The 24,018-nt window shown below is 60.2% G+C and carries 22 protein-coding genes; 8 read left to right on the forward strand and 14 right to left on the reverse strand.

Annotated features, from left to right (window positions below; all coding sequences use genetic code 11):
* Positions 1–282, forward strand: coding sequence for a hypothetical protein (locus ACYVI2_RS10405; RefSeq protein WP_415820737.1), 282 nt, complete (start codon positions 1–3; stop codon positions 280–282).
* Positions 283–287: 5 nt separating this feature from the next.
* On the opposite strand, the gene clsB is transcribed toward ACYVI2_RS10405, so the two are convergent.
* From clsB to ACYVI2_RS10430, 5 genes are all read right to left on the reverse strand, one after another.
* Entirely contained in the window at positions 288–1,499 is a 1,212-nt protein-coding gene (gene clsB / locus ACYVI2_RS10410; protein WP_415820736.1) for a cardiolipin synthase ClsB, read from the reverse strand.
* A complete protein-coding gene (locus ACYVI2_RS10415; protein ID WP_415820735.1) occupies positions 1,496–2,356 on the reverse strand; it encodes an endonuclease/exonuclease/phosphatase family protein in 861 nt (286 codons plus the stop codon). Before ACYVI2_RS10415 ends, clsB begins: the two co-directional genes overlap by 4 nt.
* A gap of 122 nt (positions 2,357–2,478) precedes the next feature.
* Positions 2,479–4,266, reverse strand: a complete 1,788-nt coding sequence (aspS, locus tag ACYVI2_RS10420; RefSeq protein ID WP_415820734.1) for an aspartate--tRNA ligase — start codon at positions 4,264–4,266, stop codon at positions 2,479–2,481.
* A 41-nt stretch (positions 4,267–4,307) separates the two neighbouring features.
* Positions 4,308–4,949, reverse strand: coding sequence for a DUF502 domain-containing protein (locus ACYVI2_RS10425; protein ID WP_415820733.1), 642 nt, complete (start codon positions 4,947–4,949; stop codon positions 4,308–4,310).
* 20 nt (positions 4,950–4,969) lie between these two features.
* Positions 4,970–5,296 (reverse strand): FmdB family zinc ribbon protein, encoded by a 327-nt coding sequence (locus ACYVI2_RS10430; protein ID WP_415820732.1) that lies wholly within the window; start codon positions 5,294–5,296, stop codon positions 4,970–4,972.
* A gap of 323 nt (positions 5,297–5,619) precedes the next feature.
* Here ACYVI2_RS10430 and ACYVI2_RS10435 point away from each other — a divergent pair, with 323 nt between their 5' ends.
* The 3 genes from ACYVI2_RS10435 to ACYVI2_RS10445 all read left to right on the forward strand — a co-directional run bounded on the left by ACYVI2_RS10435 (position 5,620) and on the right by ACYVI2_RS10445 (position 9,817).
* A complete protein-coding gene (locus ACYVI2_RS10435; RefSeq protein WP_415820731.1) occupies positions 5,620–6,156 on the forward strand; it encodes a sigma-70 family RNA polymerase sigma factor in 537 nt (178 codons plus the stop codon).
* A gap of 4 nt (positions 6,157–6,160) precedes the next feature.
* Positions 6,161–7,198 carry a FecR family protein gene (locus tag ACYVI2_RS10440; RefSeq protein ID WP_415820730.1) on the forward strand — a complete coding sequence of 346 codons (1,038 nt, stop codon included), beginning with the start codon at positions 6,161–6,163 and terminating at the stop codon, positions 7,196–7,198.
* Between the two features lie 192 nt (positions 7,199–7,390).
* Complete coding sequence (locus tag ACYVI2_RS10445) at positions 7,391–9,817, forward strand: TonB-dependent siderophore receptor (protein ID WP_415820729.1); 2,427 nt, start codon at positions 7,391–7,393, stop codon at positions 9,815–9,817.
* A gap of 27 nt (positions 9,818–9,844) precedes the next feature.
* Here the strand turns inward: ACYVI2_RS10445 and ACYVI2_RS10450 are convergent, their stop codons facing one another.
* From ACYVI2_RS10450 to ACYVI2_RS10485, 8 genes are all read right to left on the reverse strand, one after another.
* Complete coding sequence (locus ACYVI2_RS10450) at positions 9,845–11,137, reverse strand: putative Na+/H+ antiporter (protein ID WP_415820728.1); 1,293 nt, start codon at positions 11,135–11,137, stop codon at positions 9,845–9,847.
* A 203-nt stretch (positions 11,138–11,340) separates the two neighbouring features.
* The gene (locus ACYVI2_RS10455; protein WP_415820727.1) at positions 11,341–12,972 is read right to left on the reverse strand and encodes a GMC family oxidoreductase; all 1,632 of its coding nucleotides are present in this window, start codon (positions 12,970–12,972) and stop codon (positions 11,341–11,343) included.
* Positions 12,973–13,029: 57 nt separating this feature from the next.
* Positions 13,030–13,932 (reverse strand): DUF6999 family protein, encoded by a 903-nt coding sequence (locus tag ACYVI2_RS10460; RefSeq protein WP_415820726.1) that lies wholly within the window; start codon positions 13,930–13,932, stop codon positions 13,030–13,032.
* Positions 13,929–15,881 carry a 3-oxoacyl-[acyl-carrier-protein] synthase III C-terminal domain-containing protein gene (locus tag ACYVI2_RS10465; protein WP_415820725.1) on the reverse strand — a complete coding sequence of 651 codons (1,953 nt, stop codon included), beginning with the start codon at positions 15,879–15,881 and terminating at the stop codon, positions 13,929–13,931. Before ACYVI2_RS10465 ends, ACYVI2_RS10460 begins: the two co-directional genes overlap by 4 nt.
* Before the next feature lie 17 nt (positions 15,882–15,898).
* Positions 15,899–16,804 carry a fatty acid desaturase gene (locus tag ACYVI2_RS10470; protein ID WP_415820724.1) on the reverse strand — a complete coding sequence of 302 codons (906 nt, stop codon included), beginning with the start codon at positions 16,802–16,804 and terminating at the stop codon, positions 15,899–15,901.
* A 4-nt stretch (positions 16,805–16,808) separates the two neighbouring features.
* Complete coding sequence (locus ACYVI2_RS10475; protein WP_415820723.1) at positions 16,809–17,585, reverse strand: sterol desaturase family protein; 777 nt, start codon at positions 17,583–17,585, stop codon at positions 16,809–16,811.
* Between the two features lie 152 nt (positions 17,586–17,737).
* Positions 17,738–18,706 carry a 4-hydroxy-tetrahydrodipicolinate synthase gene (gene dapA, locus ACYVI2_RS10480; RefSeq protein ID WP_415820722.1) on the reverse strand — a complete coding sequence of 323 codons (969 nt, stop codon included), beginning with the start codon at positions 18,704–18,706 and terminating at the stop codon, positions 17,738–17,740.
* A gap of 385 nt (positions 18,707–19,091) precedes the next feature.
* Entirely contained in the window at positions 19,092–19,583 is a 492-nt protein-coding gene (locus tag ACYVI2_RS10485; protein ID WP_415820721.1) for a GAF domain-containing protein, read from the reverse strand.
* Between the two features lie 129 nt (positions 19,584–19,712).
* Between ACYVI2_RS10485 and ACYVI2_RS10490 the strand changes: the two genes are divergently transcribed.
* From ACYVI2_RS10490 to ACYVI2_RS10505, 4 genes are all read left to right on the forward strand, one after another.
* The gene (locus ACYVI2_RS10490) at positions 19,713–20,912 is read left to right on the forward strand and encodes an aminotransferase-like domain-containing protein (protein ID WP_415820720.1); all 1,200 of its coding nucleotides are present in this window, start codon (positions 19,713–19,715) and stop codon (positions 20,910–20,912) included.
* A 75-nt stretch (positions 20,913–20,987) separates the two neighbouring features.
* Positions 20,988–21,911 carry a 4-hydroxybenzoate octaprenyltransferase gene (gene ubiA / locus ACYVI2_RS10495; RefSeq protein WP_415820787.1) on the forward strand — a complete coding sequence of 308 codons (924 nt, stop codon included), beginning with the start codon at positions 20,988–20,990 and terminating at the stop codon, positions 21,909–21,911.
* Positions 21,912–21,945: 34 nt separating this feature from the next.
* On the forward strand, positions 21,946–22,365 hold the full coding sequence (locus ACYVI2_RS10500) for a DUF1090 domain-containing protein (protein WP_415820719.1): 420 nt from the start codon (positions 21,946–21,948) through the stop codon (positions 22,363–22,365).
* Positions 22,366–22,637: 272 nt separating this feature from the next.
* On the forward strand, positions 22,638–23,030 hold the full coding sequence (locus ACYVI2_RS10505) for a DUF4148 domain-containing protein (RefSeq protein WP_415820718.1): 393 nt from the start codon (positions 22,638–22,640) through the stop codon (positions 23,028–23,030).
* Positions 23,031–23,205: 175 nt separating this feature from the next.
* Here the strand turns inward: ACYVI2_RS10505 and glcC are convergent, their stop codons facing one another.
* Positions 23,206–23,970 carry a transcriptional regulator GlcC gene (glcC, locus tag ACYVI2_RS10510; protein WP_415820717.1) on the reverse strand — a complete coding sequence of 255 codons (765 nt, stop codon included), beginning with the start codon at positions 23,968–23,970 and terminating at the stop codon, positions 23,206–23,208.
* Positions 23,971–24,018: the final 48 nt, after the last annotated feature.

The following is a 24,018-nucleotide window of genomic DNA, read 5'->3' on the forward strand; positions in this document are numbered from 1 at the left end:
ATGAATACTTGGCTATACCCAGAGGCAGTCCAACGCGTAGAACAGGCTTGCGCTTCGTTCTTGTCGCAAGATGCCACTATTGAACAAGTGCAAGCGGCGCTACGCCAGTCCGAACAAGAAGTCGTAGCGCTCGATGAAAAATGGCTGCGATCTCTCCTGTTTGACGCTGAAAACAAGCTCGAGGAAATCTTGTACACAGTCTCCGACGACCAACAGGCCCAGGCTGCAAACGAAGTCATTCGCCACATTTTGCACAGCATTCAGGCGCCGCGTTCCGCTTGAGACAATCAGTATTCCCCGGAACGCCCTGTCAAGGCCACGCCGATACGTAGCATCGTGTATGACACGGCATCGACACACCGCTTCCACCAACCTCGCCGCTGATAGTCCAGAGGGCGAACAAAACGCCCTCCTTGTGCAATCGCTGTTTCCAGACGTTGTTGCAAGTCGTGGGCAAAGGCGAGGTCATCGACCACGACATTCGCCTCGCGTGCCAGCAATAAGCTGAACGGATCCAGATTTGACGAGCCCACTGTAGCCATGCCGTCAATGACCGCGACCTTGGCGTGCAAATAGCTGGGCATGTACTCATAGATTTCTATTCCGCCCGTCAACAACTGATCGTACAGCGATCGCGTCGCGTAATACTGCATGTGGTATTCGATCTTGCCTTGCAGCAGCAAACGCACCTTGACGCCTCGTGCAGCCGCACGCAGCAGTGCTTTGCGAAACTGGCGTCCAGGAAAAAAATAGGCGTTACCGATCAGGATATCGCGCTGGGCATGCTGAATGCCATACAAATAGGCTCGCTCAAATGTCTGCCGATAGCGCAAGTTGTCACGCAGCACGAGTGCGGCACGCTGATGGCCCGCCAATACCGCAGAGGGCCACGATGGCAAACCCAGTTTGATACGAGGCCAGTCGCGCGGATAGCGGCGCAGTCTGGCCCAATTCATCCGTACCCACAGCAAGTCCTGGGCATGCACCGCATACGCGACCAGAGGGCCTCGCACTCGCACTGCAAAATCAAAACGAGGCGCATTGATACCGTCATGAGGATCCAGATCGTCGTAATCATCCACCACATTGATGCCGCCGATAAAGGCTATTTCCCCGTCCACGACCGTCAGCTTGCGATGCAAACGGCGTAATCGGCTGCGTGACGGCACCAGGCGTCCATACCACGGAGGCTCTGGGCGATAAATACGGCATTGTCCGCCCGCCTCCACAATACGATCACGCATGGCTTGCGCGGTATTGGCACTGCCAAAACCGTCCAGCACGACTCGGACCTTTACACCGCGACGCGCCGCCTGCTCCAGACTATGCAGGACCTGCTCACCAGTGCGATCTGGCAGAAAGATGTACGTTTCCAGATGCACGCTGACGCGTGCCGCATCAATCGCCTGGCACAACGCCGGAAAAAAATCGGCGCCATTCTGCAACAGGTCGACGGCGTTGTGATCGGTCCAGTCCAGCCTGACGATATCGGCCTTCACGGCAGCTCGAGCTCCGCCAGCAACGGGGCGTGATCCGACAGGCGCGCCCATTGGCGGCCGCGCAGGACACGAGCGCTGCGCACCGCGAATCCGCGCTGATAAATGCGATCCAGCCTGAACCACGGAAACACGGCCGGAAAGGTGCGCGGCGGCGGTAGCGGGCAATAGGCGCCGTCCATCCCCAGTTGATTGCTGCGCTCTTGAACGGCCAGTGAATTGGGTACGCCTCTCAAGGCATTACTGAGCCGCCGTACCGAATCCCGCAAGCGAGGCAGTTCCCCGCCATGGCTGCGCGGCGCATTGGCAAAGACCTCGACGACGCCCAACTGCTGCACGAACAATGGCGCCAGACGATCGCCCCAATCGTTGAAATCCCCCGCGATCAGAATAGGATCGCCGTCGGGCACCGATCGAGCGATGCGCTCGGACAACGCCAGGACCTGTCGACTGCGGCTGCCCGCGAACAACCCGAGGTGCACCACGAAACAGTGTACGTCGCGGTCCTCGACCCGGACCCGCGCATGCAGCAATCCACGCTGCTCTAGCCGATGATCGGAGATATCCAGATTCTCGTGGTCCAGAATCTCATAGCGCGACAGTAATGCATTGCCATGATCGGTACGATCACGAATGGCATTGCAGCCATAGGCCACATTCAAGCGCAACGCTGCCGCCAATGACTCGTGCTGCGCGTCCGACATCGAACGCTGCTCATTGCGGCCCTGCACTTCTTGCAGAAACACCAGATCGGGGCGCAGCCCATACAGGCCGAGACGCAAGTCGTTCAACGACTCGCGAGCCCCGAGGGACGATCGCCCCTTGTGAATGTTGTAGCTGATAACGCGAATAAGCGACATAAACCGAATGGCGCCTTTTATGCAACGGACAAGGGCAGCCTAAGCTGCCCTTACCCTGGCTAGCGGGTGAGTGACAAACCGGCCTGACCCAGGCCCGCGCCACCCTCTGCCCGCAGATTACTTCATTTCACTTCAACATTGCGCAGGCGAATGTGCAACTCGCGCAATTGCTTCTCGTCAACCTCGGACGGCGCCTGCGTCAGCAGGCACTGTGCGCGCTGGGTCTTGGGGAAAGCGATAACATCGCGAATCGACTCGGCGCCGGTCATCATGGTCACGATACGGTCCAGGCCGAACGCGATCCCGCCGTGCGGAGGCGCGCCATATTGCAGCGCATCCAACAGGAAGCCGAACTTCTCGCGGGCCTCTTCGGCACCGATCTTCAGCGCACGGAAGACCTTGCTCTGGACTTCTTCGCGGTGAATACGAACCGAGCCGCCACCGATTTCCCAACCGTTGAGCACCATGTCATAGGCTTTGGCGAATGCCTTGCTGGGATCCGATTCCAGGAAGTCTTCGTGGCCATCTTTGGGGCTGGTGAACGGATGATGCGCAGCAGTGTAGCGGCCGTCTTCCTCGTCGTATTCGAACATCGGGAAGTCGACCACCCACAGGGGTTTCCAGCCGCTGGACGCGAGGTTGTGCTTTTTGCCGAAATCGCTGTGACCGATCTTGACGCGCAAGGCGCCGATCGCATCGTTGACGACTTTGGCACGATCGGCGCCAAAGAAAATGATATCGCCGTCTTGTGCGCCGGTGCGCTTGATCAGCTCGGCCAATGCGGCATCGTGCAGATTCTTGACGATGGGCGACTGCAGGCCATCACGGCCCTTGGCGGTTTCGTTGACCTTGATATAGGCCAGGCCCTTGGCGCCGTAAATCGCGACAAATTGCGTGTAGGCATCGATCTCGCTACGCGACAATTCACCGCCATTCGGCACACGCAAGGCCACTACGCGGCTGCCAGGTGTCGTGGCGGCGCTGGCGAATACCTTGAAATCCACATCAGCCATGATGTCCGCCACATCGGTGAACTCGAGGTTCACGCGCAGGTCGGGCTTGTCCGAACCATAGCGCTGCATGGCGTCGGTCCAGCTCATCATGGGGAACTGCTGAGGCAGCTCGACGTCTTGCACCACCTTGAAGACATGACGGATCATGTTTTCAAAGATCTCGCGGATTTCGACTTCGTTCAGGAACGAGGTTTCGCAATCGATCTGGGTGAATTCCGGCTGACGGTCTGCGCGCAGGTCCTCGTCACGGAAGCACTTGGTGATCTGATAGTAACGATCAAAGCCCGACACCATCAGCATCTGCTTGAACAGCTGCGGCGACTGAGGCAAGGCAAAGAAGTGACCGGCGTTCACACGCGAAGGCACCAGATAGTCGCGCGCGCCTTCGGGCGTGCTCTTGGTCAACATCGGGGTTTCGATGTCGATGAAACCCAACTGATCCAGGAACTTGCGCACTTCGATGGACACACGGTAACGCAGCATCAGATTGCGCTGCATCTGCGGGCGGCGCAGATCCAGCACACGATGCGTCAGGCGCGTGGTTTCAGACAGATTGTCGTCTTCGAGCTGGAACGGCGGCGTGATCGACGCGTTCAGGATCTCGACTTCTTTACACAGCACTTCGACTTCGCCCGAGGCCAGATCGGGATTGGCTGTGCCTTCGGGGCGCAGACGCACCAGACCGGTGACGCGGATGCAGAACTCGTTGCGCAGGCGTTCGGCGGTGGCAAAGGCGGCATTGTCCGGATCGAACACGATCTGGGCCAGCCCCGCGCGGTCGCGCAGGTCGATGAAGATGACCCCACCGTGGTCACGGCGGCGGTTCACCCAGCCGTACAGGGTGACAGTCTGGCCGAGATGGTCACGGCAAACCTCGCCGGTGTAGCAGGTACGCATTGCGGAATGACTCCTAGGTGCTGTGTGTCAGCGTAAAAAAGTTACGAATCGACGGCCGGAGCCGCCGGAATGGGGGTAACTGCCGCGACCGGTTGGGCCGGCGGCGCCACCACGCCCATGGATACGATGTATTTCAGGGCAGCGTCCACGCTCATTTGCAGCTCAATGACATGGTCGCGAGGCATCATCAGAAAGAATCCCGACGTAGGATTCGGCGTCGTCGGGACATAGACACTGACGTGCTCGCCCGGCAGATGGTTCGCCACCTCGCCACTAGGCACGCCCGTCAGGAACGCAATCGTCCAGGACCCGGCTCGCGGATACTGCACCAACACTGCCTGGCGAAACGCCTGGCCATTGGGTGCCAGCACCGTGTCGCTGACCTGCTTGACCGAATTGTAGATGGAACGCACGAGCGGGATGCGGCCCAATAGAGATTCCCACTGTTCGAGCAGCGTGCGGCCAAGCAGATTGGCGGCAAATATCCCCGTCAGCAGCACCACCACGATGACCAGCGCAAACCGGAAACCAGGAATATTGATGCCGAACAGGGATTGCGAAGACAAGAAGCTGGGCACAAAACCCTCGAGGGTCGCCACCAGCAAACCCAGGACCCAGACGGTAATCGCCAGGGGCACCCAGATCAGCAACCCAGTGATGAAATACTTCTTGATGATGCGCATGCCCATCTGCCCCAGAGCGATCAGGAAGCTGCCGCAGGCGCGGGGGGGGATGCGGCGGCGGCTGGCGCGGGACTGGCGTCGCTCTTGGCAGGCGCAGCCGGCGTGGCCGTGGTGCTAGTGCCGGACGTACCGCTGTCGGGCGTGGCGGCGCCACCGCTGGCGCCATTGTTACGGAAGTCGGTCACGTACCAGCCCGAGCCTTTGAGCTGAAAACCGGCCGCAGTCACCTGCTTGGTGTACGTGGACTGACCGCATTCGGGGCAAACCGACAGCGGCGCATCAGACATTTTCTGCAGGACGTCCTGGGCATGGCCGCAGGCGCTGCATTTGTAAGCATAGATAGGCATCGTTGGGTATTCCAGGCACGCCGGCGCATCAAAAACCGCCGTGTCGCCACCCGGGCAAGCAGGCGGCGGCCTGGCGGCGCCGGATCCAATACGGGAAAGTATTGAATTTTAGCGGTTTTTGCCGACGAGGCAGTGTCCTGCGGCCAACACCTGCTCCTGCGGCGTACTTGCCAGCGACAAGAACCATCTCATAGAATGAAAATAATTCTCATCCACCAAATCAAGTTTCCACTCTCGTACCGCCCGCTTGCCGCGCCTGATGAGCGTATGTGTTGCCGGGAGCCGTGACGGCAAACTGACAGAACCCTGCTGGAACCAACGTCTTGCGCGCCAACGAATCCTCGCTCCAACAGCAGGTCGCTACGCTATACACCGACCATCACGGCTGGCTGCAGGCGTGGCTGCGCCGCAAACTGGGCGATACGCACCATGCCGCCGACATGGCCCACGATACCTTTGTGCGCATCATGGCATCGCGCGATGCGCTGCTGGGCATTCAAGAGCCCCGTGCCTATCTCGTCACAACGGCCCGGCGCCTGCTGGTGGATCGCTCCCGGCGGCAGCTCATCGAACAGGCTTATCTGGCCGAATTGACGTCGCTGGCTCAAACGCTGCCCGGCTACCCATCACCGGACCAGATCCTGATGGCCGTCCAGGCATTGGAACAAATCAGTACGGCGCTCGACACACTGCCCGCCAAGGTACGGGAAGCCTTTCTGCGACACTATCTGCAAGAACAGTCTCAGACCGACATCGCCATCGCCCAGGGAGTTTCCAAACGGATGGTGCAAAAATATCTGGTGCAGGCATTGCTGCATTGCCGTACCCATTGCCCTGCCATGACCCAACCAGGCACCTGACGGCATGGCAAAGCCCGAGACAAGCGACCCTGCTCTGGGACCGCTGGCCGAACAAGCCGCTCACTGGATCGTACGGCTCACCAGCGATGACACGGCTGAGCGCGAACGCGCTCGCCACGAATTCGAAGCCTGGAAACGCGCAGACCCGCGCCATGCTGCCGAAGCTGCGGTGATGGAAACCTTGATCGGCTTGATGCAGAGCCTGCGCGCGCCTACGGCCGGTAATGGCCGCCCTGCACGCGCAGCGCTCGACGCGGTACAGGCGCGTAACGACCGCCGGCGGCGCACCAAGCGTCTGACCGTCTCGCTACTGCTCCTGCTCGTCTTGTGTGTCCCCCTCGCGCTGATGCTGTACATCGCCTCACCCACCTACCTATTGGCCGACCTGCGCACCTCCACCGGTCAATGGAAAACCCACACCATGCCCGACGGCACCCACATCACGCTCGACAGCGCCAGCGCCGTCAATTTCCACTATGACTCGCAACGCCGCGCCATTGAGCTCGTGCAAGGCAACGTCCTGGTAAGCGTCGCCAAAGACACCTCTCGACCATTCGTCATCAGTACGACTCACGGTTGCGTGCGGGCGCTGGGCACGCGTTTTGTCGTCGAACGCGATCCTGACGTTACCGTGCTCAGCATGATCGAATCGCGCACAGCAGTTCAGACCGCAGCCCAATGCGAAGGCCATGCCGATGCCGCCATCCAGATCCAGGCCGGGCAACGCGTACGCATTACAGAGCATGCCGTCAGCCCCCCCGAAACCATTGTGCCCACGCAGGTAGAGGAGGCTTGGCGGCGTCACCAGCTCATCGCCGCCGACCGGCCGCTCACCGAGATACTGGACGAACTCGCTCGCCACCGGCGCGGTTTCATCTATTACGACCGCCCGCAGATCGAGAACATCCGTGTCAGCGCAGTGCTGCCGCTGGACGCGCCAGACCAGGCCATAAAACTGCTGCAGGCCAGCTTTCCAAACCTGCGCGTGCGCACATTGACCGACTACCTGGTGCTGATCGATGCTCCGGCTCCGAATCCGTGATATCCCCCGGAGGTCTGAGCCAAGGGCAATGCGCCGGGCTCCGTATACACAAAAATGAACGGCCTTCTACAAATCGGCACGCCAATGTAATCAGTTCGAAGATTCTTTTGTTTCTGCGGTTCCACTTTTTGCGTTTCGTTCGTCATGTCTTGGACACCGAAAAATCTGCAACGCAAACCAGGAACTCGAACCATGTCCCTACCCGCCGCAACGCACCGGCACCGCGCCGCAGTGCACCGTCACGCTACATTTACGCCCGTGCACCTCAGCCTGATCGTACGCTTGGCCTTTTCCGGATCTTTGGCGCTTGGACTAGGCCTTGCCTTGCCCGCCTATGCCCAGACCGCGGCAACTGTGACATACAACATTCCCTCCGGGCCGCTGGCTGACGCGTTGAACCAATACGCACAACAGGCGGGCGTATCTCTCGCGATGGATGCGCGCCAGTTGCGGGGCCTGACATCACCCGGCCTGCGTGGCAGCCATGGCATCGAAGCGGGCTTCAATCTGCTGCTGCGCGGCAGCGGCTATGTTGCCCACAAAACCGAATCCGGCTACGTACTGCGTCCGGCACCCGCCGCCTCGCAAAACGAGGTCGCCACGCTGCCTGCCGTTACCGCCATAGCCAGCGCGCCATCGACGCAGGGCTATGTGGCGGCACGTACCATCGCCGCCACCAAAACCGACACCTCCCTGCTGGAAACGCCGCAATCGGCCTCCGTCATCACCCGCGAGGAACTGGACGACCGCAACGTGCAAACACTGCTCGAGGCCATTTCCTACACACCGGGCGTACGTACCGAGCAAAGTGGCTTCGACCCGCGCTTTGATGTCTTTACCTTGCGCGGTTTCGACGTCACCTACACCGGCATCTATCGCGACGGCCTGCGCCTGCCCGGCGCCAACATGTCGGTATTCAAAGTCGAGCCCTATAGTGTGGAGAACGTGACTGTGCTGCGTGGCCCGAGTTCGGCGCTCTATGGTCTGGGCTCTCCCGGCGGCTTGGTCGACATCACCTCAAAACGCCCGGTCGACGAACCGTTTGGCGAAGTCCAGCTCATGACGGGCAACTACCAGCGCAAACAGGGCCAGTTCGACATTGGCGGCCGCGCCGACGAAGAAGGCCAGTGGCTGTATCGACTCACCGGTGTCGTACGCGACGCGGGCTCGCCAAACACCGACGGTGGCGGCAACAACGACATTACCTCCATCGCCCCGGCGTTCACATGGCAACCCAATAGCGACACCACAGTCACCCTGTTGGGCGAATACCTGAAATCCAGGACGCCCGCTGCCCTGCCTTATTACGCGTGGGGCGGTGCCCGCTCGGACCTGCCAGGCTCCACCGGTGACTACAACCGTCAGGATCAAGAGCAATTCCGAGTCGGCTATCTGGCCGAACACCGCTTCAACGACACCTTTACCGTGCGGCAAAACCTGCGCTATGGCCAGGTCAATACCCATGTCCGCTACAACAGTCTCGGCGAAATCGACACCGAGGCCAACACCATCAGCCGCTCCACAGGCTATGTACACGACAAACTCAAATCATTTGTGGTCGACAACCAATTGCAGGCCGACTTCAAAACGGGCGATGTCGAGCACAAGCTGCTCGTGGGACTGGATTATTCCTATCTCGGCTTGGACGGCGGCATCGGCTACGGCACAGCCTCTGATCTCGATGCCTCGACACTCGAGCCACTAGGCCCCACGGAAGACCCACCGACCGACGCCTCGCGTTATCGCCAGCGTCAACGCCAGACCGGGCTCTACTTGCAAGAACAAGCCAAGTTCGACGGCTGGATCGTGACCCTCACCGGCCGTCATGACTGGAGCACCAGCATCGCGGACGACCTGATCGCCGATAGCCGGGAAAAGACCGTCGATCGCAAGTTTACGGGCCGTGCTGGCCTGACCCATGTTTTTGATAACGGCATCGCTCCCTATGTGAGCTACTCGACCTCGTTCGCACCCACTAGCGGCGTCGACGCCAACGGCCAGACCTTTGACCCCACCACCGCGCGGCAGGTCGAAGCAGGCGTGAAATACGCACCCAGCAACATGAACAGCTACGTGGCCGCGTCGATCTTCGAACTCAAACAGTCCAACGCGCTGGTCACGGATCCCAATAACCCGCTCTTTCAAGTGCAGACCGGCAAGGTGCGCAGCCGCGGTATCGAGCTGGAAGGCATGCTCGACCTGGCCCAGGGACTGAAGGTCCACGGTGCCTATACCTACCTGATGGCTGTCAATATGTCCGGCTCACCGGAGACCGACGGCCGCACGCTTTCCGGCACGCCGCGGCACACGTTCTCGCTGTGGACCGACTACACATTTCAATCAGACACGGCACTGGCTGGTCTGGACGTCGGTTTCGGCCTGCGTTATGTCGGCACCAGCTGGGGCAATGCGACCAATACATTCCAGAACTCAGCGCATTTGCTGGCCGACGCCAAGATCGGATATGACCTGGGACGCCTATCACCGTCGCTCAAAGGCTGGAGCGCGCAGGTCAATGCCTTGAATCTCTTTAACAGGGACTACACGACCTGCGACGCGGGCTATTGCTACGAAGGCGCTCCGCGCATGGTCACGGCCAGCCTGAAATATCGTTGGTAGCGGGACTATCGATCGCGGACCGGGATACTATCGCCCCAGCGGCAACAAGAACATCCCGGCCGCCACCAGCGTAGGCACCAGCGCAGACAAGAACAGCTTGCCTGCGGAGATTGCTTCGTCAGGGAAAAAGGGCCGCAAAATCGCGTAACCCGCAGGATTGGGCGCATTAGCAATCACCGTCAATCCGCCTCCAGTCACCGCACCGGCTACCAACATGTAATGCCATGCCGGGCTCGATCCCTCGACCAGCGAACCCAGGTAGGTCAGCGCGGCGTTGTCTGTGATCGCCGTTAGCGCGGTCGCGCCCCAGAACAATACAGTAGGTTCCAAGCCGCCCAGCAAATCCTGCAGCCACCATTTCTGCAGGCCACCCAAGACCACCAACCCCGCCAGGAAAAAACCGACCATCAGCCCCTCGCGGATCAGCAAACGATCTTGATGACGCCGATAGGCATGGGAAAAACCGATGAACAGCATCATCAAACCCAAAAAGACGGCCGGATGATGCGCCGTCATCACAATCCCCACCAGGCATGCCAAGTGAATCAGAATGATCAACAGAGGCACAGGAGCGCGGCGGGGGGGCTCGTCTTCCGCAGCATTGACCCCATTGCCCGTTCCGATACGATGATCGATCAAGGCACTACGGCAGATCCACGTCAGAACCCCAGCATTGATGAACACGGCAATCGCAGCACGCCAGCCGAAATGCATCGCCATAAAGGCCGAATCCCATCCAAACGTGGAAGCCACCATCAAGACCGGTGGCGCAGCATAAGCCGTCAATACCCCGCCAATCGACACGTTGACAAACAACACGCCCAGCGTCAGATATTTAAAACGCGTATGTCCCGATCGGCAGAAATAAGCATCACGCAGCAGAATTGCCGCCAGTGTCATCGCCGCCGGCTCAGTGATGAACGAACCTCCCAGCGGCACCACCGACATCACAACGAAAAACGTCGCGACCTCGCGTTGCACCGGCAAACAACGCGCCAGACCTCGCACGACCAGGCCCACCAATTCCAGGATCGGCCGGCTCGCTGCCACCACCATGATCACGAACACGAAAAGCGGTTCGGTGAAGTTGCGCGTATCCACGTAATGAATGGCAGCTTCGCTCCCGCTAAGCAGCGCCATGCAAACGATCAACACAAAAGCCCAGACGCCGAATACGGCCTCCACCTCGGACAGCAAATGCCACACCCCCGCATGCGGTCCATTGCGATGCGCCAGGCGCGCAAAGATCGGCACCGAAAAGGTGTGGATAACCGCCACCGCAAACAAGATAGTGGCGACAAGCTCAATAGTGTCTGGCATAGGAGAAACCCTGAAACATAGCAGTGCACCCCCACATCGATCGCAGCGTGCGGGAAAACTCAGGGACTATAACTCAGCGATTTGTACAGCACGTGCCCACGGACTAAGCATTTGCCCTACCCGCGCGCATCGCGTCCAGACGATAGATCTATGCCCCTCTGAACAGGGGGGTTGGGGCACAACGGACCAGTCATGCAGGCAGATCACGCGCCAGCTTTCGCGCTGGCGTGGAGAAAATGCGCGCCTCTCTCGGCGATCATGACCGTGGGCGAATTGGTATTGCCCGACGTGATGGTCGGCATCACCGACGCATCGATGACACGCAACCCTTGCAAGCCATGAACACGCAATTCAGGGTCCACCACCGCCAAGGGGTCCACGCCCATTTTGCAGGTTCCCACCGGATGAAAAATCGTGGTGCCGATTTCACCGGCGGCACGCGCCAAATCCTCATCCGTCTGCAATGCGTTACCCGGTTTGTATTCCTCTGGGGCGTAACACGCCAGCGCCTGCTGCGACACAATACGGCGCGTCAGTCGAATACTGTCGGCCGCCACTCGCCGGTCGGCCTCGGTCGATAAATAATTGCACAGGATCTCAGGTGCATCATCCGCCTGCGGGCTCGTGATCCGCACATGGCCACGGCTGGTGGGCCGCAGATTGCAGACCGAGGCCGTAAAGGCCGGAAAAGCATGCAAAGGCTCGCCGAATTTTTCCAGCGACAACGGCTGCACGTGGTACTGCACATTGGCGCGTTCTTGTTCAGGACCGGATCGCGCGAATGCTCCCAGTTGCGACGGCGCCATACTGAGCGGCCCGCGTCGTCCAAAGGCATACTGCGCCCCCATCAACGCCTTGCCCCATAACGATCCCACCATGGCATTCAAGGTTTTGGCGCCCGTGACGCGGTAGATCATGCGCAACTGCAGATGGTCTTGCAGGTTTTCACCTACCCCCGGCAAATCATGCAGCACCGGTATACCGCGGGCCTGCAACTGCGCCGCCGGCCCGACGCCGGACACCTGCAGCAATTGCGGCGACCCTATCGCTCCCGCAGCCAGGATGACCTCCGCTCGCGCACGCGCCACTTGTTCGCTGCCGTCTCCCAGGCGAAACGCCACACCCTCGGCGCGCCGATTCTGGAACACGATGCGCGACACGCGCGCGCCTGTCATGACGTGCAAATTAGATCGCTTGGCCACCGGCCTGAGAAAAGCCCTGGCCGCGCTCCAGCGCATGCCGCGACGCTGATTGACTTCGAAATAATCGCAGCCCTCGTTGTCGCCCCGGTTGAAATCCGACACCGGCGCAATCCCAGCCTGGGCTGCCGCGGCACGAAAGGCATCGAGCAAATCCCACGACAAGCGCTGACGCTCGACACGCCATTCACCGCCTGCACCATGATAGTCCGACGCCCCCGCGTGATGGTCCTCGCTGCGCTTGAAAAACGGCAGCACCTCATCCCATCCCCATCCGGCATTGCCCAACGCCGCCCAACCGTCATAGTCCGCGCGCTGGCCGCGCATATAAATCATGCCGTTGATGGAAGAACTGCCGCCCAGCACGCGGCCGCGCGGATAGCCGAGGCTGCGTCCGTTCAATCCCGGATCGGGATGCGTGCGATAGCACCAATCGGTGCGCGGATTTCCGATGCAATACAGATAGCCGACCGGGATATGGATCCAATGCCAGTTATCGCGCCCACCGGCCTCCAGCAGCAACACCCGCTTGTCCGGATCGGACGACAAACGATTGGCCAGCAAACACCCTGCCGACCCTGCGCCCACCACGATGTAATCAAACACCAGATCGGTACTGCCCGTCTCGGCCGCCATGGGTTGTGTCTCCGTTAGCTCGTCCAGGTTTCCTTCAGTATGCCAGCATAGCGGCTCTCATGCTGCTTGCGATGCTGGTGAATCAGCGGCCTCGGCCTCGCTTTTCGCATGCATCAACAGACTATGCAACATCTCGGTCGACAAACCATGCAGCACCAATCGGTATCCCGCACGCAGGGTCGACAACGGCACCAGCGGATGCTTGTTGTTCACCAAAATCAAATGCTGCGGCGCGCCCAGAATCTGCGCGGCATAAATGCCGACCGTTTCGTCCAACTGCAAGGAATTAGCCGCGCGCCAAAAATCATTGTCGGTCAACATCAACTGATATAGCGGCGTGAACAACTCGATCGCACTTTGCAGATCCAGCAAATTCCGTTTGCGCTGCGGCATATCTTCCAGCCGCAACCCGGGATCGCGAATCATCGAAAAATCCACTTTCTCGGGCGCATGCATTTCCACGCCCGCCTCGCGCAGCGCGCCATTCAACCGGATCACAAAGTTGAACAAGTTCAGATCATGCTTGACGAACAACTCGTCCTTCAGATCTGCAATACCCATGGGCTCCAGCGGCGTGGTCGACACCTGCACCGGCGCATTGCGCGCGATGAACGACAAGACCTGCGCGCCCAGATGAAAATGCCGCAGGATCAGCCAATTGGCCTCGGGCGACACAAAGTGTTCCAGCCCCCACGCCAAAATCCGATGCAGCAATTTCGAATGCGACCACTTGCGCGGCAGGAACGTCTTGACGACTTGAATCAGGATGATGAACGCCCGCGCCAAGGGCCGCAAAAACGGCAGCAAATACTGGCGCGATCCACAACTGGAATCTGCGAGCCATGCCTCTTTCACAGCATCGGGCAAAGGCGTGCTGCGATCCAGATAGAGCGCCAGCCACGGACTGGGATCTGCCGGATCGTGTTCGCGTGTCAAAAACTCAGGGGTGCGGGAACTCATGATTGTTCGGCCTCCATCACGTGATGGAATTGCATCAAGTAGAGCGCCGCTGTGCGGCGTGCCGTATCCACGATACGACGCTCTGCCTGGCCGCGATCGTCGGCGTCCAGCGCCAACTCCACCGCCATCAACCAACGCGCCAGATGGTTCTCGTCATTGTGCCCGTGATACTCCAGGAAGCGGAATCGATCCGGCGGCAAATCCAGGCTCGCCTTCAAGAGCGGCAACAATGCCGGCACTATGCGTTGGCCTGTACCTTCGATGATATAGATGGCGCCCAGCAATCCAATCGGATCCTTCGTCGCGGCCAAGGCATGCAGATAGGCATTCAAGGCCTCGCCGCCGGGATTACGGCGCAACGCATCGATGTCCGCAATGGTGCCGCCCGCGTTTCGATAATCCTGGAACAGAATCTGGAAATCATTCTGTTCCTCGCCGGCATGTACGCCAATCAAATCCGCCAGGGTCTGATACGTATCAGTGAGCGACGCCGCGCCCTCGCGCATCCACTTGCTGCCTTCGCGCACCTGAGGGATCCACTGTTCCATCCAATTCAAATAATCCGCCGTCACGAAACGGCGCTCGCGCAAACGCCGCACGACAGGCGTGCGCCAGACGCGGGAACGGTAATCGTGCCAGATCGAGGCCAGCTCCGTCAGCAGCGGCCCCAGCCCCTGTGGCGCTTGCTCGGGATCATGCGGCGGCGCAATCGTATCGGCATCATCGCTATGCACCGATGCGCTCACGGGCGCACCCGGCCGCACCGTCGCGGCGGCCTGACCCGTAGCGGACGACGAGGCCGATAACGGCGCGTCGACAGCCTCGGCCTCGAACAACATATATGCCGTCATGAACCGCCCAGACTCCGGGATGTAGCAAAAGACTTGCTGTCCGGGCGTGAGGGTATGCGTTTCGAGGAACTCCGCCAGCATGATCAGAATCGACGCAGCGCCGGTATTCCCACGCCAGGCCAGGTTGCTGAACCATCGCTCGTGAGGGATCTCCAGCCCGGCCTTTTCCATGAGATCGGCCACGACCGGAATGAATTTCTCTGACGAGTAGTGACACAGGAAATGGTCTACCCGTTCAGGATTCACCCAGCCGTCACGCACCAGGCTCACATATTCATGAATGCCTATATCAAACAGATGCGGCAACAGGCGGATATCCTGACGCAGCGACAATGCACCAGCTGCCTCGGCCTCGGTCCACGACGCGTAGTCCAAATGCCCCTGCCCGCCCTCGGCGGGCAGGCCCAGTTGCATGCATACCGGATAGTCGCCGGAAAACGCGCGTTGATGGATCCACTTCAACCGCAGTCGCACCCCCGACGACGATCCCGGCAACGCAGCGCCGCTATTGCCCAGCAGCAGCGCGCCCGCCCCATCCGACAGCATCCAGCGCAGAAAATGCGAATCAAAGTCTGCGTCATAACCTCGCGCGGCAAAACGCGAGCGCTTGAACAATCTCGAGGGCATCTCGCTGGCGACCGCTAACGCACGATGATGCGCGCCTAGCTCAATCCCTTGCGCCGCCGCTTGAATCGCCGACACCCCCGCCGCGCAAATGCCATGCACCGACAAGGTCTCCATCGGCGGCGCCGCCAACTCGCCTTGGATCATATTGGCAAAGCCCGGCATCAAGGCATCGCCGCCCGACGAACCGCAGGTGAGCAACGACACCTCGTTCAGCGTACGATCCTGCCGGCGCAGACAATCGCCGATAGCCTGCGCAGCTTGCGCAGCATTCGTCCAACGTGTATTGCCCGTCTCGTCGATCGAGTAATACCGTTGCTTGATACCGTTTTCAGCCAGAATGCGCTGCTTGATACGGCCCGATATGCGGTTCAGCGGCGCAATATAGCGATCCATATCCTCATTGTTCACGGGCTCGCCCGGCATGAAATAGCCGGCACTTTCCAGATACACGCGGTCAAAGGAAACAGGCATGAGAAGGAACGCTCCTACTAGGTAATATGTTCCGGCCGCATCAATGAGCGACTACGGCAGCGCGGCCAGATCAGCGCCAACACAAACACCCGCCACATATACGGGACCAGGCCGCGTTCGATCAGCATGGGATCGACGCGATGGCGATAATGTTGAACATGCAAACGCGTCAGCTCGGACCAATGCGCGCGGCCGTGCTCGTGGTGCGCGGTATGCAATCCGATGTTGAACAGCAAGGGATTGACCCAGCCCTCGAAATTGCGCGCATAGCTCAACCGCGCACGGCGCTCGGGCCCGCCGTCAGTATGGGCGTGCTGCAGATAGTTCGTCGCCAACAGCCAATGCAGGCCATGCAGCTGCGGCACGATCACGAACACCAAAGCCTTGGACGGATTTACCGCCAACAACCCACCCCATAAACTCAGCCATGCGGCATACTGCCAAAGACAATAGCGCAGCGTCCCCGGCCAGTATCGGCGCAACCGCGCCAACCAGCGCCAGAACAAGGGATACAAACTCCACACTGCTTGAAACGGGTGCAGTAAATACCCCGCGAGATGATTCGTATCGCCACCGTAGCGATAGGTCCGCGCCAAGTCACGCGGCCCATGTTGATAGCGATGATGATTGCCCGCATGGGCCGGAAAAAACACAAACGTGGGATGGCCCTGCAATAAGGTCAGCACCATATCCGTCGCTCGGTTCGCGCCACGATGACGCCACATGCGCAAGTGCGTGTGGTTGTGATGCACGACACCGATGCCCAATGTCAAAAACAACATCAACCCATACAGCAGCCAATTCAGTCCGTAGACCCACTGCCACGCCATCAATGCCGGCAAAGCGGCCATATAAGCCAGGCTTTGCACGTCACGCCAATGACGCAGCATGGGCAGCCTGTGCGGCCCTCTCGCGCGCGCCATGGCGCTAGCTCCGACGCTCAACCGCGCCTCGCCGGTTAGCCGCGGCCAATTGCGCTGAGGCTGCATCTGCCGTTAACCGCGTGCGGAATAAACGGTCCATGAACGTGAACTGGAATCCATAGTTGCCGTTGTAGCAAGCGTGGTGCAGGTGATGCCGGCGGCTGGCGGCAAACCAGTGCGCATAGGACACGCGTGGAAAAAAATCATAGTTGGCATGCCCCACGCAGTTGAAAAACAGACTGAACAGAGGCACCGAAAACAGCGACCAGAAACTGAAATCGTGCAGCACCATGGGCAACAAGATCACATTGCCCAACATCAGGGCCTCGATGGGATGAAAGCTGTACGTCGAAAATGGCGTCGTCACCACCGAGCGATGGTGCGGCAGATGAAATCGGCGCAGCCACCGCGTGTGCAGCAAACGGTGGTTGATCCAGAAATGCACGTCGTTCCAGGCCACCAATACCAGGATCTCTACGACGATCTGCGTGGCACTCGCATCGGGATTGAGATGCGCCCATCCGAGCTGCAAGAAGCCCCAGGGAAAGACCATGCCCAGCCCAAAGATCAGGACGGACACCCCCGATTGTGTCAACTCGCGACGCAGCTGACCGGGCGCCAATGGACGCGGGTCCAGCACTCCGCCAATACCCAACGCCGGCAAGACATAACGAGTCAGCAGCCAGGTCGCCGTGCCGAACAACAAGTAGATACCGCCGAAAAACAGCAGGCCGGCCATCATGACCTGCCACGCCGACAGCGACTCAAAAGTATGCGCCATGGAACTCCATAGCCCACTGCGGAGCTATTCAGGATGGCCGCATCATAGCAATATGGCAGAAATATGTACGCCTTGGCATTGCCCGCCGTTCAGAGGATGCTGCCAAGCGATGTGCGGCATACTCTGAATGGCGGGATCTGCCGCCCACGGCATCAGGCCGCGATACCCAGCCGGCCCGCGATTGGAAACGCCTGATTCAACCCGATGACGACCGCTTCCAACTCTGCTGCCGTGGCAGCACTGGCATTGGGCATCGGGGCGCGCAGCACGTCGGAAAGCAGCCCCTGCCGGCCCAGGAGCGCCTTGAGCGGCCCCGGATTCGGCTCGGCGAATACCAGGCGAATCGCAGGAGCCAGGGCATGAAACAGCCCGCGCGCTACCTCCAATTGTTGCATCTGCACCGCCCGATGCATCGCCACGAACAGATCCGGACGTATATGCGCGGCAGCCGCAATCATGCCGCTGCCACCGAGACACATAGTGGACAATGCCTGCAGATCCTCGCCCGCCATCACCTGCATCCCGCCATCGGCGATCAATGCCACCGTCTTGTCCAGCGAGCCGCCACAATCCTTGATGGCGGCGATATTGTCGTGCTTGGCCAACGCCAGCAACGTCTCGGTCTCCAGCGTCGCCCCCGTGCGATAAGGGATGTCGTAAAGCACCAGCGGCACACGTGAAGCGTCGGCCAGCGTGCGAAAGTACGCCAGCGCACCCTGCTGCCCCGGACGCACGTAATACGGCGCGGGCGTCAACACCCCCGCTAACGGCCGCGTCCCGAACGCCGCCAGACGCTGCATCACATGCCCTTGATGATTCCCCGCCAGCCCCATGACCACTGGCAGGCCCTGCGCTTCGTCGAGCACGGTATCCAACACCGCCAATTGCTCCGCATCATCGAGCGCCGCGGCCTCGCCTGTGCTGCCGCAAACCACCAGCCCGTCCACGCCTGCGGATACGTAGTGACGGACCAGACGCCGCAACGCGCCGCCGTCCACGGCGTCAGTGAAAACATGCCCGCCACGCCGCGCTTTTGACTGGCGGCCCACCGCGCCGCTGAACGGCGTCACCAAAGGAATCCAGACCCCCTGGAAAATCGAAGTAGAAGCAGAACTCGACATAAAGCACTCCTGATGCAATGCGGACCGTCAAAGGAACCGTGCAGAAGTGCTAAGGATGCTGGGGGGAAATCGCCGCGCGTCATGCCGCCGGGTTTGCCGCCGTTCCGTCGCCCATCTGACGGAACAGCATGCTCCGGTCAGATGAGCGGCTGTTTTTTGGATTTCAGGCCAACGCACGTCAACCCCACGCAGATAGCGCGGAGAGCAACGACGGAGCGGATGGCCGGAAACATTGGAAAAATAACGCGTACGCGAAGTGGGCGTAGAAGAAACCGAAATCTACCGGGCCGCGGCAAAGCTGTCAATTCGTCGCGGCCTCTGAAGAAAACACCGGATGCCCAAGTCGCTGACAAAGCAGCGCCCCGCTCCCCGGTCTACGAACGCCCTAGCGTTGCCCGAGACTTTCCAGGAACACGGCGCACAACGCCTCCATCCCTTGGCGATCCTCGTCGTCGAACCGGCCGGGTTCGGGGCTGTCCACATCCCAGACACCCAACAGCTCTCCGTTGAGCACCAGCGGCACCACGACCTCGGAACGCGACGCCGCATCGCAAGCGATATGTCCCGGAAACGCATGCACATCCGCCACGACTTGCGTGCGACGCTGGCTTGCCGCTGCGCCGCACACGCCCCGATTCAAAGCGATGCGCACGCATGCCGGCTTGCCCTGAAAAGGTCCCAGCACGAGCTCTTCGCCGTTATAGAAATAAAAACCCGCCCAATTAATCGCAGGCAACGCCTGATACGCCAACGCCGCAAAATTGGCGGCATTCGCAATACGGTCCGTTTCGTCGGTCAACAACGCCCGGGCCTGGGCAGTCAGTTCAGCGTAAAAACGCGGCTTGTTATCGGTAGGCAGATCAGTGGCGGTAAACATGGAAATGTAACTGTACAGGCAACTTTCGAACCAAGTGATTTTAGGCCCTGCCGCCCCGCATGACGGCGTGCCTCGGCGTTGTGGGACAATATTTGCTCATTTTTTCCGTTCTTTTCTCCAAAGTTTCCCATGGACCAGCCTCTCGAACCCGTGTGCGTGTTTTCCCAACGCGCTCAACAACTGACCAGCTCCGCTATCCGCGAAATCCTCAAAGTCACCGAACGTCCCGAGGTGATTTCCTTTGCCGGAGGCCTGCCTGCCCCCAGCGGTTTCCCGGTAGAAGTAGTACGAGCGGCGTTCGACAAGGTATTGGCCGACAACGGCCGCGCGGCCCTGCAATACGGTCCCACCGAGGGTTATGCCCCGCTGCGTAAATGGGTGGCCGAGGATCTGAACCGCGCCGGGGCACAGGTCACGCCTGATCAGATCCTGATCGTTTCGGGCTCGCAACAAGCCCTGGATCTGCTGGGCAAAGTCCTGATCGACGAAGGCAGCAAAGTCCTGGTTGAAGACCCCAGCTACCTGGGCGCACTGCAATCGTTCAGCCTGTATCAGCCCAAGTTCGTACCCGTCGCGACCGACGAGGGCGGCCTGATTCCCGAGGCCATCACGCCCGAGTTGGCCGCAGATGCCCGTTTTCTGTACGCGCTGCCCAATTTCCAGAATCCCACGGGCCGCACCCTGACCCTGGAGCGCCGCAAGGCCCTGGTCCAGCGTGCGGCCCAACTGGGTCTGCCCATCATCGAAGACGACCCCTACGGTGAACTGCGCTACGCCGGCGAACCGCAGCCGGGTCTGCTGGCCCTGGCCAGCGAATACGGCGCCAACGTGATCCGCCTGGGCACATTCTCGAAAGTCCTGGCGCCGGGTCTGCGTCTGGGCTATATCGCCGCCCATCGCAGCATCATCGACAAACTGGTCCAGGCCAAACAAGCCACTGACCTGCACACGCCGACGTTGACCCAGATGGCCGTCTACGAGGCGGTAAAAGACGGTTTCCTGGAAGAGCACCTGCCGACCGTGCGCGAAATCTACCGCGTACAAGGCCGCTGCATGCTGGACGCCCTGGCCCAGGAATTCCCCGGCACCGTCAAGTGGACTGTCCCAGAGGGCGGCATGTTCCTGTGGGTCACGTTGCCGGAGCACATCGACAGCACCAAGCTGCTGGCCGAGGCCATTGAGCAAAACGTAGCCTTTGTTCCCGGCAAGCCGTTCTACGCAGGCAAGCCCCAGACCAACACCTTGCGCCTGAGCTTTGTCACCGTCCCTGAGGACAAGATCCGCTCCGGCATTGCCATTCTGGGCAAGTTGATCAAACAATACGTCTGATCGTTTACGTTGGGCGGCGCCTTCCACGGCGCCGCCTGGTCCCAGCACACGCCTATCCATCGAGCTGTCATTATGGTGAGCGCGCAGCAAACCCCCTCTCCCGATCTGAACGACATCGTCTTTACTGACTGGGTCGAACGTTGGCTACCCAAATCGTGGCGTCCCTACGCACGCCTATGCCGCCTGGATCGCCCTATTGGCACCTGGCTGACGCTGTTGCCTTGCATCGCCACGCTGATCCAGGCTGCCGGCGGCCTGCCGGATCTGGGCCGATTGATCGTATTCTCGCTCGGCGCCTTGCTGATGCGCGGCATCGGTTGCACCGTCAACGACATGTGCGACCGCGATATCGACAAACATGTCGAACGCACCCGGTTTCGCCCACTGACCAGCGGCCAGCTCAGCATGCGCCAGGCAGTGTGGTTCTTGCTGGGCCAGTTGCTGGTCTGCGGATCGCTGCTGTTTTTCATTAACGAAATGAGCCGTTGGCTGGCAGTCGCCGTCCTGCCCTTCGTGTTCATCTACCCATTGTGCAAGCGCGTCACCTACTGGCCGCAGGTCGTATTGGGCATCTGCTTTAACTGGGGCATGCTGATGGCATGGTCCGATACGCAAAACACCGTACCGCTGGGTGCCATTGCCATGTGGCTGGGCGCTGTGCTGTGGCAAGTCGGCTATGACAGCATCTACGCCTACATCGACGTGCGCGACGACCAGCAGCTCGGCCTGCGTTCGACGGCCCTGCGATTTGGTGCCCGCGGCAAACAATGGGTGGGCGGGTTTTATGTCGCAACCATCATTCTGTGGGCATGGGGCGGCTACGATATCGGTATGCACTGGGCTTACCAAGTCGGCATCTTTGCCGTCGCGGTGCACTTGGCTTGGCAACTGTATATTTTTGATCTGCAACGGCCGGCACGCAGCCTGATGCTGTTTCGTGCGAACCTCTGGACTGGCCTGCTGCTGATCGCGGCAGCACTGGCCGGTACACTTATCTGACGCCCGGGTAGCGGGCATGCAAAGAGGAGTCACCATGTCCGTTCTACCCCGCCTTTCCTGCTGGTTTGCCGGCGCCGCCCTGATCGTGCCGGCCCTCTCCGTCCAAGCCGCCCCCGCGGCCGCCATCCAGGACTGCAGCGCCTTGCGCAGTTGCGCGGCCAAGTTCTGCCACATCGAAAACGACATCGCCGCCGCACAGGCCAATGGCAACACCCATCGCGAGGCGGGTCTGCGCCGTGCGCTATCAGAGGCGCGCGGATCCTGCACCGACGAGTCTTTACGCAAAGATCGCCTGCAAGCCATCGATGAACGCAAAGAAGAAGTCCAGGAACGCGAAGAAGAACTCGCCGAGGTACGCGCCAAAGGCAAACAAGACAAAATCAACAAGGCCCAACGCAAACTCGAAGAAGCCCAGGCCGACCTGAAAGACGCGGAAGACGAGCTGCAACGCTAGCAGCTGAGACGGAATCCCTGCCCGAACACATCGGCGATAGATCCCGGTAGACGAGCTTGGCCAGGATTCGTCTATTCCATTTATCAGGGAAATCGCACGGTTTTCACAAAACCGTCACCAATTATCCTTATTTTTGGAAAAATATTTTCAGAAAACTAGGGTTTATCCCAGGTCTCAACAGGCACACAATGTCTTCAACGGGCAACAATCACACCCCCTAAAATTTCAACTGCCGGGTGCGATGGTCCCAAGACAATGAACTGGAGATCGTCATGAAAACCCTTGCTACTGCCATCCTGTTATCCCTGGGTGTCGCCGCCGGCGCCCAAGCCGCTGATACCAACACCCAACCCATCACCCGCGCCCAAGTCCAGGCCGAACTGGCTCAGGCCAAGGCCACTGGCCAATACAGCTTTGGTGATCTGGACTATCCGCCCACCGTCGCCGCCCAAGGCCCCAGCCTCAGCCGCGCTGAAGTTCAAGCCCAATTGGCCCAAGCCAAGGCCGCCGGCCTCGTGACCTACGGTGAAGAAGATTATCCCGCTGCCGTGGCCGACAATGGCAGCCGCCTGAGCCGCGCTCAAGTACAAGCCGAACTGGCCGAAGCCAAAGCTTCGGGCAACTACTCGTTTGGTGACCTGGACTATCCGCCGTCCAATAGCTGATTGTCCCGATCGGGGGCCCCCCCTCCTCCCCCGGCACACTGGCCTCCTTCGGGAGGCCTTTGTGCGTCTGGACGCGGGGCTCGCGCCCGCTTGACGCCGTATTACCGTTCCCCAGGCAACATCGATGCCGATCGGAGACAGCGTTGACTCGAGCCGGCGTCCGCGACGACGCAGACTACGCCCAGCCCTCCAAGCGTAGCGTCGCCCGCACCAGGCGCTGCTCTTCTTGCTCAATCTCGCCCAGGCTTTGCCGCACGCTGTTGACATGATTCGTGGCGGCTTGATGGGCCTGATCCGGCAGACGCGCCGTCACCGCCTCGAACACGGCCGTGTGCTGATGATCGATCTGCTGCTTGTGCGGCTGGCGATGGTACAGATTATTCACACAGGCAAACACCGACCCCAGCATCAGATCCGTCAGCGATTGCAGCGTATGCGTCAGCACAGGGTTATGCGAGGCCTCGCACACGGCCAAATGAAATGCGTGATCCAGATGGGCGTGCGTCGCAATATCGGTATCCTGCTCGTGCGCGTCCATCATGGCCTGATAACGCCGGCGGATCATGATGAAATCCGCCTCGGTCCCTCGAATCGCCGCCAGGCGCGCAGACTCCCCCTCGAGCAGGGCGCGCACCTCCAACAGGTCATACAGCGTGCGCGGCTGGGAATGGAACAAATGCACCAGCGGCCCCGCATCCACCTGCGAAATCGGCGCGACGAATGAACCCTTGCCTTGTTCGGTGTGAATGATGCCGCGTGCGCGCAAGAGTTTCAGTCCCTCGCGCAGGGCCGTACGAGAAGCGCCGAGCTTTTCCGTCAAACGGCGCTCAGACGGCAATGCCTGCCCGGCTTTGAGCACGCCATCCATGATCAGGCGTTCAATACGTTCGGCCACCACATCGGCAACCTGGCGTCCTGCTGTCGCAGTTTCTGTTTCCATACGGGGCTCACTGGTATGACCGGGTGATCCTCCAGCATGCCACATGCA

It is taken from the genome of Bordetella tumbae (genome assembly GCF_054780995.1).